Here is a 14,264-nt window from a genome sequence, read left to right as displayed (position 1 = left end):
ACAACTATTCGCACTCAACAATCTTGATTTTATCATAGGTGATCCCCGTTTGATCCGACACGATATCCCGTATGACAATCGCGTCGTTCTGGGTATTGGACTTGGTTTTTACCACGACGTTGCACTCGCCGTTCTGCAGAAATGCGACGCAGTCGGCAAATCCTTTCGCCTTGACCAGATTTTCAATCTCCGTCTCTTTTACGATGTCCTGCGCGATCGTGTTTGCCTGAGAAACCGCCGTCTGTTTCGCCGCGTCCGTTTCGCTCACGCCGCTGACGACTTTTTGCAGCATTTCAACGGATTCGTCCCTTGCCTTCTCTCTTGACAGCCTTGCGGAAGTAAAATAGTCGTCTCCCGCGACGCTCGCTCCGGTGTTGACGGCCGATGAATTTTCGCCTGAGCTTGCGCCGCTTTCACTTCCGGACGCGTTGACCAGCAGAGTTTCTCCGAGTTCCCGTCCGGATGTGACGGCGTCCGTCGCGGGAAGCTGCGTGTTGCCCGACAGCGCCCAATTCAGATAGACGGCCGCCCCCAGCGCAACAACCAAAGCCGCGAGAACAAGCTGCCGTTTGCCCATTGCCATAATAGAATTCCCCCTGTTTTCTTTATTTTGCTTTTATCACGCACACCCGCACGGAAGAAATATCGAGAGCCGTCGTGACGGCGTCGATGACACTCTGTTGAACCGCCGCATTGCCCCCGCCGTCGCAAACCACCACGACGCCCTTGACAACCGGCTGGATCTCAGTGACTGCGAGCGCCTGTTCGGAGCCGTCGGCGCCTTTCACCAGGATATAATTGGTTTCATTGCTTTGATCCGTCTCATTTCTTGTCGAGCCGTCGGACTGATCTTTCGTCGTCTGGCCGCTGTTCTTCTCTTCCTTCGCATAAACCGATTGTTTTGTCTGTTCCAAAGTCACCATGACGCTGGCATTGCCGACTCCCTGTATTTTCATGATCAGATCCGTCAGTTCCTTTTCCAGATGCGTTTCGTAGTCCTGCGCTGTGGAAGCCGTTCCGGAGGGATCCGTTTTCTGTTCGGTCTTTCCGCTGTTTGTCAGAAAGCTGGAAAGAAAAATCAGAGCAATTCCGATCAGCCCGGCGCCCAGAATGATTTTACGGCAATTCTCATTTCCGGCCAAAAGGTTCAGCAGGCCGCCCTTTCGAATTTTTTCGTCCCTTTCATCAGCCTTCATCGAAAACGACCTCCGTCTGAATTCCCAGCGTCTTTTCCAGCGCGGATGACACGCCGGCACGTCCGGATCCTGTTTTTCCTTCGATGGTTACAATCACTTTATTAATTGATATGCTGCCATTTTCGTCCGTATCCATTATCACCTGAACATTTTTACAGTTTATCCCCATTCGTTTCAATTCCGCCTGAACAAGCCCCGTAATGCTTTCTTTCGCCGCGTCTTTGAACTGCCGGTCCACTGTGGAATTCAGCTTTTTATTTTCCTCCGCGGGTCGGTTGCTCGTCCCCAGCCCCGACCTGATCTGCGGGACGGCTTTGGAAAGCGGAGAGATCAGGGCGCATATAATAAAAGCCCCGATTACAAATTTTGCCATTCGTTCCATCGAGCCGTCCGGCACGAGGCTTTGCAGCATGGCAGCCGACAGGGCCGCAAGGCAGATCACCGTGGCCCATTCCCTTACCCCGCTCATTTAACGCCTCCGACGATCAGCATCACGACCGTTGAAATGATCAGGATCATCATGCTGCACAGCAGGATCGCCAGCATGGTCGATACCACGTCGGAGGAAGCCTTCAAAAGGGAGGTAATGCCGCTCAGATCGAAGATCTGTCCGATCCCCGCGCACAGGTTCAGCGTCAGAATCCACAGGAAGCACTCCGCGACAACCGGCAGGAAAATAAAAATGCCAGCGAGAAGTCCAAACGCGCTGACGCCGGATTTCAGCAGTTTGACGCAGCCGGTTACCGTCTGAAGCGCTTCCCCCAACGCGTTGCCGACCACGGGAACAAAACTGCTGACAACGAACTTCGCCGCTTTCGAGCCGGTATTGTCCAGCGAGGAAGCCACAATGGAATGCATGGTGACCAGGCTGGTGAAAAGCGTCATGCAAAGTCCCATGATCCACTTGACCATCTTGTTGAGCGCGGCGCACAGCCCGCTCAGGTTAATTCCAGGAGAGACAGCCGACACAATCGACAGCGCCAGAAAAATGTTCAGCATCGGGATGAAAAAATTCGAGGAGAGGACCGAAACCGCATTTCCCGCGGCAAGCATCAGAATGTGGTAGGAACCGGCGGAGACCGGCTGCCCCGCTGCGATCATAATTCCCGTCAGAACCGGAATGCACGCAAGCAGGAAACCGGAGGCGGCATTCAGAACATCCGCCGCGTCGCCGATGCAGGAAACAATCGGCGCGACGACAATGGTGCAGACGCAGAGCGTGCCCACCATCCCGATGACGCCGCCCATCGGCTTATCCCCAAACGACAGCTTCATCCCGTTTAACAGCGCGCAGAGGAGGACCACGGCGATGACGCCGCACAGGACCTTGAAAGGACTCCTGGCCTGTCCTGAAAAAACTTGCAGAATCTTTTGAAAATAATTTTGCGGTGAGATTGAAGTGATGGAGTTCCAGTCGGTTCCATTCACTCCGAGTTCAGTGAGAATTTTCTTCGTCTCCGGCGATAAGCTGTCCGGAAGATCGTCCGCTCCGCTCTGTCTGAGCTGATCCTGATAAAGCCGCTCCGCCGCATCCTGGGACAACGATGATCCGCTTGTCGCCGCAGACACGGAACAGGAAAACAGTATGACGGAAGCTAGCGCAAAAATCAGACAAACCGCTTTTTTCATCCTTCACCCACCGATCAGGTTCACGGCCGTCTCCGCAATTTTTTCAAACAGAGGCAGCGACAGAACCACGATTGATATTTTTCCGGCAAGTTCCATTTTGGAAGCCAGCGCGTTTTCCCCCGCGTCACGGCAGGAATCGGCCGCAAACTGAGCCAGAAAACTGATCCCGAGCGTCTTTAATAAAATCAGCAGATAATCCACCGGCAGACCGGAGGCGGAAAACAGTGTCCGGAGCTGTTTCATAGCCGGAGTGACATTCGCAAAAATCTCCAGCAAAATGACGATTCCGGCCGCGATGCTCAGCAAAACGGCATATTCCTGGTGGTACCGGCGCAGCATGGTGGCGATCACCGCCGCGCAAACAGCGATTCCCGCAATTCCAACGATATTCATTTTACAGGCCAAATATGGATTTAATCGTTTTGAACAGAGTGCTGATTTGCTGAATAATCATCATCAGAACGACGATCAGCCCCGCAAGGGTCGTCATCATCGCCTGCTCCTGGCGTCCGGATCGTTCCAACAGCTGATCCAAAACCGCGACGATGATTCCGATTGCCGCTATTTTGAAAATTAAATCCACATTCATTTTTTCTTCCTCCGATTTTAGCACAGCATCAGCGCCGAAAATAAGCCGGCGAATACGCCGAGCATCAAATATAATTTGGATTTCCGGTTCCGGTCTTCCCGGGCCGATTTCAGATTTGTGCCGAATAATCCGGAGAACAGTTCCATATGGGACAGCTGGCCATCCGTATCGCTCGCGCCAAACCCTTCTCCAAAGGAAAGCAGCAATTCTATATCATGAGCGGCGAAGCCGTCACCCTTTCCGCTGTTCAGCGCGGCACGCTTCCATGCATCGGCAAAGCCTTCTCCCTGGCCGCAGCGTTTGACGCATTCCCGCAGAAAGCTGAGCTCTCTTCCGTGCCGTGCCACAATCTGAACCACCGGCACGGCGGAATAGCGCACCTCTGTTTTTGCGGCGGAAAGGAACCTGAGAAACGATTCCAGACTTTCCACCCGGACCGTAAGTTTACGCGATTCCGTAAACCCCAGGAGCGTTCCCGCAAAAATCAGCAGCAGGGACCCCGTCAGCTTCAGCAAGCAAATCACCCGCTTTATAAATTCCCGCGATTTTTCCAGGTCCCCGCGCCGCGTCCAGCAGCGCGACCGTTTCAAAAGCGCCGGTCATGAGAAGTTTCCGTGCCTGTTTCCGCCGCATCAGCTCTTTGACGGACCCGGCATGGATGCTTGCAATCAAAACGACGCCGGTGTTCAATCCCTGCTCCACCGCGCCGACTTCGGCTTCGGATCCGATTTCGTCGCAGACGATGATTTCCGGCGACAGCGTGCGCACGGCAAGCAGAATTCCATCGGCCTTCGGATATCCGTCCAGTACGTCGCAGCAGCATCCAAGGTCGTTCTGCGGAACTCCCATATAGGTCCCTGCGATCTCTCCCCTCTCATCAATGACGGCGACCTTTTTCAGGTTGCCGCGCGTGCCGCTGGAAAGCTGACGGGCAAGATCCCGCAGAATCGTCGTCTTTCCGCTGGAAGGCGCCCCGGCAAGCAGAAGCCCGCCGCTCAGACTGTTTTCCAACCGGTCCAGGAGCTCGTCGGCGGCCCCTGGAATTTCACGTGAAATTCTCAGATTGATGGAAGAAATATTTCTGACCGAGCTGATAGACGCCGCCTGAAGCACGGCGGTTCCACAGACTCCCGCGCGATGGCCTCCGCTTAAGGTGATGTAACCGTTCCTGATTTCATTTTCGTGGGTGTAAATGGAATAGCTGCATAGGTTCCGAAAGCTTTCTTCCATATCCCGCGGCCCCGCCACCAGCGACCCCGAAACCGGCCGGCAGGTAAGCCCGCCTCCGAAACCCAAAAAATAAGTGCCTCCCGCGCAGCAGATGCAGACCGGCCTGTTTACGCGAAGGCGGATTTCCTGTACATGCTTTTTCACGTCCACAGGCAGATGGTCAAGCGCCGCCTCTATTCGGTCACAGATGCATTTAGAAGCGGAATCAAACCGCTCGTCCCTTTCTTTGGTCATTCCTTGTCCTCTCCCTTCATCCAATAGATATGGAGGACACGGAGCGCTTAGAACAAAAAAATTCTCCGGAACCTGTACGGAACCGGAGAATTGAATTTTGTCGATTAGTATTCAGCCGAAAAGTTCAATTGTATATTGAAACGATTTCTTTTGTCCCGGCGGAAGGAGGATCACGCCGCGTTTCTGTTCAAAAACATCTCCCTCGCCGCTGCAGGCGGCAAGCCCGCTCCACGGCTCCAGAGCCAAAAACGGACCCCCGTTTGCGCTTGACCAAAGAAGGAAATAGTCAAAATCGCCGAATTCCATCCGGACTCCGCATCCGGTTTCCGGATGACGGAGGCACACTTCCCTGGACCGGAGCGTATCAAAGATCAACGCGTCCTGTTCAAACAGCCGATGGTCCAGCCTGAGCACCGATTTGTTTTTCAGGATGGACCGGCGCCGGCTCAGATCCACCAGCCCGGTGGAAGGATCGGGAGATGGGCAGTCGGCTGTCTCCGGAAATTCAAATTCCACGACATAATCCTCAAACCTCTCCCCTTTCTTCAGCGGACAGCGGAAAGCCGGGTGGCCGCCGATCTGGAACGGCAGCACATCCCCATCCGCATTGGTTATGATATAACGCGTCGTCAGGCTTTCGCCATCCAAGATATACTGGATTTCCAGCTCAAACTCGAAAGGATACCGCTCTTTTGTCTTCGAGTCGGAATGGAGGACAAAAGAAATAAAACGGCTGCTTTCCTCTTTCAAGGTGAACTCCCTTTTCCGCGCGATCCCGTGCCGTTCCATCCGGCAGATTTTACCGGAAGCAGTCACGGCCCGCTTGCCGCGGAGGCTTCCCACGATCGGAAAAAGCACCGGGGCCTGTCCTCCCCAGTAAGTTTTGTCTCCCTGCCAGAGATATTCCACACCCGAACGGCGGATGGAAGTCAGTTCGCCGCCGAAAGAATTGAATTCCGCTGACAAGACGCCGTCAGAAATCCCGTATTTCAAAGGAAGCACCTCCGCTGTCGTTCATTGAAAGACCGGCTATCGCGCAGTACCTCAGCCGTTGCCCAGCAGCTCTTCCAGCTCTCGTTCCGAGAGAACCGCGATGCCAAGCTGATTGGCCTTCGTCAGCTTGCTTCCGGCATCTTCCCCGGCAACAACATAATCCGTTTTTTGGGAAACGCTGCCGCTGACTTTTCCGCCGTGCTTCTCAATCAGCCCCGTCGCCTGCGCCCGGGTCAGATTCGCCAGCGTGCCGGTCAGGACGAAAGTTTTGCCCTGAAAGCGGCTGTCGTCCATCGTCGTCAGACAAGACAGGTTGACTCCGGCATCCTTCAAGCGGCCAATCAAATGGGCAGAATTGGGCAAAGAAAAGAACTGGCGCACGCTCTGTGCGATAATTCCCCCGATGCCTTCCACTGAAGCAAGTTCTTCCTCCTCCGCATGGAAAATTCCTTCTATGGTTCCGAACCGCGAAGCAAGAAGTTTTGCGGCCTTTTGCCCCACGTGGGGAATCCCGAGGGCAAAAAGCAGACGGTACAGGTCGTTTTGCTTGGAATGCTCGATCGCCGCCATTAAATTATCCGCAGATTTTTCCCCCTTGCGCTCCAGGTCAAGAATTTGTTCCCGTTTCAGGAAATACAGATCGGCGGGAGAAGAAACCAGATTTTTACCTACGAGCTGTTCAATTACAGCCGGCCCCATGCCGTCGATATCCATCGCGTCACGGCTGCAGAAATGGACCAGATGGCGCAGGAGCTGGGCCGGACACTCGGGATTGGTGCAGCGGGTCGCGGCCTCACCCTCCTCCCGGACCACGGAAGAACCGCAGGACGGGCAGACGGACGGCATGATAAACGGAAGGGATTCTTCGGCGTGGGCAATCACCCGGACAACCTCCGGGATGATTTCTCCCGCCTTTCTCAGGATGACGGTGTCACCGACGCGAATTCCCTTTTCCTCAATGAAATCCTGGTTGTGCAGCGTGGCCCGGCTGACGGTCGTTCCCGCGAGATCCACCGGCTCAAAAATCCCGATCGGCGTCAGCGCGCCCGTGCGGCCCACGTTCACTTCAATGTTAAGAAGTTTTGTCTGCCTTTCCTCCGGAGGGTACTTAAAGGCTTCCGCCCACCGGGGGAATTTCGCGGTGCTTCCAAGGGCCTGCCTCTGTGAAAAGGAATCCACCTTTACAACCGCGCCGTCGATAGAATAATCCAGAGTGCCCCGAAGCTCTCCGATGCGTTTCACTTCTTCCAGGACTTCATCGACAGAACTGCAGGTCCGGTAAAAAGGGGGAACGGCAAATCCGAGTTCCCTTAAAAAATCCAAAGACTCCTGGTGCCCGCGAAGTTCGGCGCCCGTCACCTGCTGAACATTGAAAACAAAAATGTCTAGTTCGCGGGACGCGGTGATTTTCGCATTTTTCTGTCTCAAAGAACCCGCCGCCGCATTGCGGGGATTCTTAAACGGCTTTTCTCCCTCCAACTCCTGACGGGCCGAAAGCTTAAAAAAGATGCGGTGCGACATGTAGACTTCTCCGCGCACTTCAAGAAACGGGAGCGGCCTCGTCAGCCTTTTGGGAAGGCTTCGGATCGTCCGAAGGTTTTCGGTGATATCCTCCCCCACAAGGCCGTCGCCCCGTGTGGAACCCCGGACAAAGACGCCGTCCCGGTATTCCGCGGAAACCGAAAGTCCGTCGAATTTCGGCTCCACAACGTAAACCGGATGTTCCACGTTTTCACGGACTCTGCGGTCAAAATCCCGCAGTTCTTCGTCTGAAAAAGAGTCGTGAAGGCTTTCCATCGGGACCGTATGGGCTACGGGGGAAAATTTCGCGAGCGCTTCCCCGCCGACCTTCTGGGTGGGGGAATCCGGCGTTACCAGTTCCGGGAACGCCATTTCAAGAGTTTCCAGCTGACGGTACAACTCGTCGTATTCAAAATCATCGATCTCCGGCGCGTCTTCGACATAATATTTTTGATTGTGGTAACGGATCTGCTCAGAAAGCTGCCTAGAAATTTTTCTCGCTTCTTCCAGTTCCATCACTTTCCGCCTCCTGCTAAAATTCCGGCGCCTCAGTCCCAGTTGGCAACAACCTGCGGTACGGACCCGACAATGACTGTTTCGGCGACCAGGACATTGGTTTTGACTTCCGTCGTCGTATCAAATCCAGGTAAAAAAGAATAAATACTGGTATTTACATCCAGATAAATCTGGTGCTTCGTCTGGTTGATTCCGGCCGATGCCAGCGTGCTGTTAAACTCGGCGGTCACGTTGCCGGAAAGAGAGGCTTTCAGCGCGATTTTTGGTCCCTTTCCGTGAAAGAAGTCACCGCCGATAAAAGTACCTATCGGGACCCAGACGGTAGAATATGTATCATTGTTTAGTTTATCCTGAATGTTTGAGATAATTTTGGCTTTCAGTTCATTCATTTTAACCATATTGGTTGTGATGGCCAGAACATTGCCTTCACTGCCTCGTTCCACGGTAATCAGATCTTCATAGGAAATATCGTCCTTATTTAGTTCTTCTATAACCGCGTCATTGATCGTATTGATCGATTTTATTTTTGCCTCATTTGCGGTAATGGATGCGATCACCGGCCTGATCTGGCTGTTGAACACCAGGATGAACGCAAACAGCACTATCGTAAGAAGAGTCAGCTTTCCCCTGACGGGCATCGGGTTTCGCCTTCTGCGCCTCATAAGACGCACCTCCCAAAGTATATTACTGTATCATATACAAGGAGGAATTATTGTGTGAATAAAACGGGCACAAAGATACTTTCGAATCTTTGTGCCCGTTTCTATCAACAAGATCACAGATTATTCGGCTGTTTCATCCCCGGCAGACTCGGCGGGCTCTTCCTTTTCTTCTTCCAGCAAAGCGCGGATGGAAAGACTGACGCGGTGTTTATCAAAATCAATATCAATGATTTTCACCTTGACAACGTCGTTCATCTTTAAAACATCCTGAGGCTTTTCAATCCGGTGATCAGCAATCTGAGAAATGTGGATCAGGCCGTCGATTCCCGGAATCACCTGTGCAAACGCGCCGAAAGTCGTGATCCCGACAATTTTGACTTCGGCGATACTGCCGACCGGATAGTCGCGTTTCAAGATTTCCCACGGATTATCTTCCGGCTTTTTATAGCCGAGAGAAATCTTGCCCTTTTCCTGATCCAAGCCTTTGATATAGACTGTCACCTGATCCCCGACGTTGACTACTTCCGAAGGATGTTTGATTCTGGTCCAGGAGAGCTCGGAGATATGAATCATGCCGTCAATCCCGCCCAGGTCCACAAATGCGCCGTACGAAGTCAGTGACTTGACTGTACCCGTGTATTCCTTGCCGACTTCTGCGGTCTCCCAGAATTTGTCGGCCTGCGCTTTGCGTTCATCTTTGAGTACCGAACGAATGGAACCAACCGCGCGCTTGCGGCTGCGGTTTACTTCAATAATGCGGAATTTAACTTCCTTCTTCAGAAGATCCTCGAGCGGATCGCTGCGGGACGCCGTTGCCTGCGAGGCGGGAATGAAGACGCGCACGCCGTTCGTTACGGCAATCAGGCCGCCTTTGATGATCTCGGTCACGACCCCGTCAAGAACGGATTGGTCCTCTTCCGCCGAAACAACCTTTTCCCAGCCCTTTGTGGCATCCAGGCGCCTTTTGGAAAGCATGATCGTGCCTTCCTGATCATTCGTACGCATGATGAGAAGGTCCATCTCGTCCCCGATTTTAACCAGATCCTCGGGTTTCACGTTGGGATCGGCCGAAAGTTCGGAGGCTGGAATATACCCCGCCTGTTTTCTGCCGACATCCACCAGAACTTCGCTTGGAGTTACCCCGACAACGACACCGTGCACCTTTTCATCTGTATTTAAAGTTTTGAGAGACTCTTCGAGCATTTCCTCAAAGCTTCCCTCCGTATTATTTTCTTTAGGACCGGCACCCTGGTTGAATTCTGACATGGTATCAAATACCTCCTTTATAATGCTTGCCGGCGTCGACGCGCCCGCAGTAATGCCAATGCATCCGGCCCGACGCAGGGCCGAGAGCGGAAGCTCGTCCGCAGATTCGACAAGACAGGCGGCGCAGTTCTTTTTGCACAATTCAAAAAGCTTGGCGGTGTTGGAACTCTGCCTTCCGCCAATCACAATCATCGCGTCGCACTGCCGCGACAGTTCAGCCGCCTCCGACTGACGTATCGCAGTTGCATTACATATTGTATCAAAAACTGAGGCGTTTGTATATACCCTTTTGATGATTTCCAAACAATTTTCCCACTCATTCACACGGAATGTGGTCTGTGACACAACGCATAGTGGTTCTTCCCGGCCAAACGGAGCTTCATCCAGAATTTTCCGCAGTTCATCGGCATTTTTGAACACGAGACAACGGCCGCGGCAGTGACCGATAATCCCCTGAACTTCAGGATGAGAAGCATCCCCGGCAATCAGTACCGTCTTTCCCGCTTTCGATTCTTCCGCCACGATTTTATGGATCTTCCGGACAAACGGGCAGGTGGCATCGCAGCATTCAATTCCGCGCTCCTCAATCTCACGGAGGACGCTCCCGGCGACCCCATGGGACCGGATCACAAGGGTCGCTCCGGCGGGCACTTCACCGGGTGAGCCGACGATCCGCACACCGCGCTGCTCAAAGCGGCGCAGCGTCTGGGGATTATGGATAATCGGGCCGAGGGTGCAGACCCGTTTTCCCTCGTCCAGCAGCTTGTTGACCATCCGCACCGCGCGGTTGACTCCAAAGCAGAATCCGGCGGATTTTGCCATCACGATCTTCACGATTTCGCCTCAAGAACCGATTGGCCAAGATCATGCTCCCGAAGCTGCGCGATCCGGTTCATCAACAGCAGGCTTGCATTCCGATATTCCGAAGGAGTTCCGTTCCGAATTCCGAGTTCCTCTTCCGGGATCGGAGCCCCAAAGGAAACATAGCACGGATGAAACAACCTCGGCAGCCTGCCTTTTACCGGAGTAATGCAGCAGGGCACGATCGGCGCATGGCAGATGTGCGCAAGCATGACCGCCCCGGATTTCGGGCGGAGAAAATTTCCGTCTCTTGTCCGGGTTCCCTCAGGAAAAATTCCCAAAATGCTTCCGCTGTCCAAAATGTTCTTTGCCGTATAAATCGCGGTCTTATCCCCTTTTCCCCGCGACACCGGGAAAGCTCCAAGCCCCGTGATTACAGCGGAAACCAGTTTGTTTTTGAACAATTCTTCCTTCGCCATGAAATAAATTTGCCGTTTCTGACTGTAAGCAAGCCTGAGAGGGTCCGTCATGCTCATATGGTTGCAGCAAAGAATTGCTCTGTCGTTCTTCGGGAAATTCTCGGCGTTTCTGACCCTGATCGGCATCAAAGTGCGGAAAAACCATGCCAGGCAGGTTCTTGTAAATGTATAAAGCGGAGTGCGTTTCATTGTCTCACCAATTTTCATTCAGATTTTTTAGGCCTGCCCGAATGATACACACGACCCGTTCCACCGACTGCTCCAAAGTCATTTTGGTCGTGTCGACGAGAACGGAATCCTCCGCCTGAATCAGCGGGGCGACCTCGCGGTGCGAATCGCGGTAGTCCCTTTGTTCAATATCCTTTAGAACGTCCCCGTATTCCGCTTTCCGACCCTTTTGCAGCAGTTCCGTAAATCTTCTCCGTGCCCGCTCTTCCTGTGAGGCGGTCAGAAAAATCTTAACCTGGGCGTGCGGAAGGACGACCGTCCCGATGTCCCGGCCGTCCATCACAACATTTTCTTTTTCTGCCAGTTCTCTCTGCATGGAAAACAGAAAATTCCGCACCTCCGGAATGGCTGAAACAGCGGAGGCGGCTTTCGACACCTCCTCGGCCCGGATTTCCGAGGTTACGTCTTTGCCGCAGAGCAGAACTTTCTGCCCGCCCTCCTGAAAGGCAAGCGCAACCGTAACCCCGGAAAGTTCCGCACACACCGCCTCCCGATCGAATGAATTAACGCCGTTTTTTATCATATGAAGACCAATTGCGCGGTAAAGGGCGCCGGTGTCAACATAAATAAACCCCAGAGCTTTGGCCGCCTGCCGGGCAATCGTGCTTTTCCCGGCGCCGGCCGGACCGTCAACCGCAATTGCAATCATGTGGCTTCCTCCTGCTTTTCAACGGAATTTCCGGCCAGCCGGCCGGTGGAAAACGCAATTTGAAGATTATACCCGCCTGTGTAGGCGTCGACGTCAAGGACTTCTCCTGCAAAGTACAGTCCCTTTACAAGTTTGGACTGCATCGTCCTGGGATCGACCTCTTTGACGGAAACTCCCCCCGATGTGACCACCGCTTCTTCGATCGGACGGAATGCGCCGACCGTGATGGGAAAGGATTTCAGAAGAGCGGCAAAATCATGGCGCATTTCCCGGGTGATCAGATTGCATTTCAAATGCGGCGGAATCCCGGATCTTCGCACTGCCGCCGGGATCATCAAATGCGGCAGAAGAGAGGAAAGGGAATTCTCAAAATCGCGGTTCTGATTTTCCTGAAAATCGCGGACCAGCCGGGCATCGAGCTTCTCCAGGCTGAGCGCGGGCTTCAGATCGATGACAACCTGATAGCGGCCCGGCGACATGCCGCGCATATGGGCGCTGGCACTGAGGATCACAGGGCCGGACAGCCCGAAATGCGTAAAGAGGAGTTCTCCGAAATCCTCATAAATAATTTTACCGTCGTTCGTGTCCACGACGCATATGGAAATATTTTTTAAGGAAAGTCCCATCAGTTCCGCGCAGTCCGGATCCCGCGCGACAAGGGGAACCAGGGATGGGCGCAGAGGCGTCACGGTGTGACCCGCCTGGTGCGCAAAAAGGTACCCGTCGCCGGTCGAACCGGTCGCGGGATAGGATTTTCCTCCGCAGCAGACAATTACGTTGCCAGCCGGAACGATTTCCCCGTTCTTCAGTTCCGCACCGCGGACGCAGCCGCCGGCAAATAAAAGGCGTTTGGCTTCCCCATGGATCATTTGGGCACCGGAGGAAACAACAAATCCCGTCAGCGCATCGACCACGTCGGCAGCCTTATCCGACTGCGGAAAAACGCGGCTGCCCCGCTCCGTTTTCAGAGGCAGACCCAATTTTTCAAAAAAAGTCATCACATCGCCGGGGGAAAACCGGGAAGCCGCCCCGAACAAAAATCGACCGTTCGTAGGCACGGAGGCGATAAAGTTCTGCACGCTGCAGTTATTTGTCAGGTTGCATCTTCCCTTGCCGGTAATCCCGAGTTTTCTTCCAGGCCTTTGATTTTTCTCCAGCAAACAGACCCGCAGGCCCCTTCGGGCGGCGGTCCCGGCGGCCATCATCCCGGCGGCCCCCGCCCCGATCACCAAAACATCCGCTTTCAATTCGAGCTGTCATCCACCTTTTCGTAAACGCCGTAAGTGTCCCAGATATCCTCCAGATTCTGAAAGATCTTTTTCGATTCCTCAGACTTTTTTAAAGAAGTCGCGACAATCAGCGCGTTGATCAGGCTGAGCGGCGCGCAGAGTGAATCTACAATGGAAGCGATCTCGCTTCTGGCCAACAAAACGCAGTTTGAAGCCTGCGCGACAGGTGAAAGAGAGCTGTCCGTGATCGCAATGACTTTTGCTCCCCTGTCGTGAGCAAAATTCATGGCTTTTGCAATCTTTCTGGAATAGCGCGGAAAACTGATGCCAATCACGGCGTCCCTTTCATCCACGCGGATCATCTGCTCGAAGATCTCGCCTTCGCTTGTGGACTGGACCAACAGAACGTTTTCAAAAAGCAGATTCAGATAATAGGACAGAAAGGTACCCAAAGCGTGGGCGCTTCTTGCAGCCAGAATGTAAATCTTTCTGGCTGAGACAATGGAGTCGACCGCAGCATAAAAGCTTTCGTGACTGGTTTCCTCCATCGTGCGGCGAATCACGTCGATATCCTGGTTAAATATAAAGTCAAGCACGTCCGAGCTGCCGATTCGTTCCGTAGTCACTTCCATCCGCTGAAAAGAGGTCAGCTTGTTTCGGATCATCTCCTGAATCGCCTGCTGAAGCTGCGGGTATCCCGCATATCCGATCTGTGTGGCAAAACGGACAACGGTCGATTCGCTGACCCCGACGGTCGCACCGAGCTTAGACGCCGTCATAAACGCAACTTTATCATAATGCTCTTCAATATAGGCCGCGATCCGCTTTTGACCCTTGGAAAAGCTGTCGATTTTATTCTGTATTCTCACAGCAAGTAAATTGTCCATACCCAACTCCGTCTCCGAGAGAGCCCTTTCCTGAGCGGCTGGCCAACGGCCGCCACTAGACAGACTCTCGTCAAAATAGTGGCCGGATTACAATTCCGGACTCACCTTATTTTAATTCTTCAATCGGTAAAAATCAAGAAAAAGTTCCGTGTCAC

Annotated in this window: 16 protein-coding genes; all 16 read right to left on the bottom strand. The window is 53.4% G+C overall.

The genetic code is table 11. The annotated features are described in order from the left end of the window. Positions 1-4: 4 nt before the first annotated feature. Positions 5-583 (bottom strand): SpoIIIAH-like family protein, encoded by a 579-nt coding sequence (locus EQM14_RS07710; RefSeq protein WP_128742401.1) that lies wholly within the window; start codon positions 581-583, stop codon positions 5-7. Between the two features lie 22 nt (positions 584-605). Beyond that, positions 606-1,196, bottom strand: coding sequence for a stage III sporulation protein AG (locus EQM14_RS07705; protein ID WP_128742400.1), 591 nt, complete (start codon positions 1,194-1,196; stop codon positions 606-608). Further along, complete coding sequence (locus EQM14_RS07700; RefSeq protein WP_128742399.1) at positions 1,186-1,665, bottom strand: stage III sporulation protein AF; 480 nt, start codon at positions 1,663-1,665, stop codon at positions 1,186-1,188. The genes EQM14_RS07705 and EQM14_RS07700 overlap by 11 nt, the downstream gene beginning before the upstream one ends. Next, positions 1,662-2,825, bottom strand: a complete 1,164-nt coding sequence (locus EQM14_RS07695; RefSeq protein ID WP_128742398.1) for a stage III sporulation protein AE — start codon at positions 2,823-2,825, stop codon at positions 1,662-1,664. Before EQM14_RS07695 ends, EQM14_RS07700 begins: the two co-directional genes overlap by 4 nt. Positions 2,826-2,828: 3 nt before the next feature. Further along, positions 2,829-3,218 carry a SpoIIIAC/SpoIIIAD family protein gene (locus EQM14_RS07690; RefSeq protein ID WP_128742397.1) on the bottom strand — a complete coding sequence of 130 codons (390 nt, stop codon included), beginning with the start codon at positions 3,216-3,218 and terminating at the stop codon, positions 2,829-2,831. 1 nt (position 3,219) lies between these two features. Then, positions 3,220-3,414, bottom strand: coding sequence for a stage III sporulation protein AC (gene spoIIIAC, locus EQM14_RS07685; protein ID WP_128742396.1), 195 nt, complete (start codon positions 3,412-3,414; stop codon positions 3,220-3,222). Positions 3,415-3,431: 17 nt separating this feature from the next. After that, positions 3,432-3,929 (bottom strand): stage III sporulation protein AB, encoded by a 498-nt coding sequence (locus EQM14_RS07680; RefSeq protein ID WP_164919007.1) that lies wholly within the window; start codon positions 3,927-3,929, stop codon positions 3,432-3,434. Beyond that, positions 3,859-4,878 carry a stage III sporulation protein AA gene (gene spoIIIAA, locus EQM14_RS07675; RefSeq protein ID WP_128742394.1) on the bottom strand — a complete coding sequence of 340 codons (1,020 nt, stop codon included), beginning with the start codon at positions 4,876-4,878 and terminating at the stop codon, positions 3,859-3,861. The genes EQM14_RS07680 and spoIIIAA overlap by 71 nt, the downstream gene beginning before the upstream one ends. 111 nt (positions 4,879-4,989) lie before the next feature. Further along, on the bottom strand, positions 4,990-5,871 hold the full coding sequence (locus tag EQM14_RS07670; protein WP_442861482.1) for an aldose 1-epimerase family protein: 882 nt from the start codon (positions 5,869-5,871) through the stop codon (positions 4,990-4,992). A 51-nt stretch (positions 5,872-5,922) separates the two neighbouring features. Next, positions 5,923-7,908: an NAD-dependent DNA ligase LigA gene (gene ligA, locus EQM14_RS07665; RefSeq protein WP_128742392.1), complete on the bottom strand. Its 1,986-nt coding sequence runs from the start codon at positions 7,906-7,908 to the stop codon at positions 5,923-5,925. A gap of 32 nt (positions 7,909-7,940) precedes the next feature. Further along, the gene (gene yunB / locus EQM14_RS07660) at positions 7,941-8,570 is read right to left on the bottom strand and encodes a sporulation protein YunB (protein ID WP_128742391.1); all 630 of its coding nucleotides are present in this window, start codon (positions 8,568-8,570) and stop codon (positions 7,941-7,943) included. A 120-nt stretch (positions 8,571-8,690) separates the two neighbouring features. Further along, positions 8,691-10,670 carry a bifunctional 4-hydroxy-3-methylbut-2-enyl diphosphate reductase/30S ribosomal protein S1 gene (locus EQM14_RS07655; RefSeq protein WP_128742390.1) on the bottom strand — a complete coding sequence of 660 codons (1,980 nt, stop codon included), beginning with the start codon at positions 10,668-10,670 and terminating at the stop codon, positions 8,691-8,693. Next, positions 10,667-11,323 (bottom strand): lysophospholipid acyltransferase family protein, encoded by a 657-nt coding sequence (locus EQM14_RS07650; protein ID WP_243112707.1) that lies wholly within the window; start codon positions 11,321-11,323, stop codon positions 10,667-10,669. The genes EQM14_RS07655 and EQM14_RS07650 overlap by 4 nt, the downstream gene beginning before the upstream one ends. Further along, on the bottom strand, positions 11,310-11,993 hold the full coding sequence (cmk, locus tag EQM14_RS07645) for a (d)CMP kinase (RefSeq protein ID WP_128742389.1): 684 nt from the start codon (positions 11,991-11,993) through the stop codon (positions 11,310-11,312). Before cmk ends, EQM14_RS07650 begins: the two co-directional genes overlap by 14 nt. Continuing rightward, positions 11,990-13,240 carry an NAD(P)/FAD-dependent oxidoreductase gene (locus EQM14_RS07640; protein ID WP_128742388.1) on the bottom strand — a complete coding sequence of 417 codons (1,251 nt, stop codon included), beginning with the start codon at positions 13,238-13,240 and terminating at the stop codon, positions 11,990-11,992. The genes cmk and EQM14_RS07640 overlap by 4 nt, the downstream gene beginning before the upstream one ends. Next, positions 13,237-14,109, bottom strand: a complete 873-nt coding sequence (locus EQM14_RS07635) for a MurR/RpiR family transcriptional regulator (RefSeq protein WP_128742387.1) — start codon at positions 14,107-14,109, stop codon at positions 13,237-13,239. The genes EQM14_RS07640 and EQM14_RS07635 overlap by 4 nt, the downstream gene beginning before the upstream one ends. Positions 14,110-14,264 lie beyond the last annotated feature (155 nt).

Origin of the sequence: Caproiciproducens sp. NJN-50 (assembly GCF_004103755.1) — a bacterium.
Lineage (GTDB): Bacteria > Bacillota > Clostridia > Oscillospirales > Acutalibacteraceae > Caproicibacter.
The sequence above is the reverse complement of the archived record's forward strand: the minus strand, read 5'-3'. Positions and strand labels throughout refer to the sequence as shown.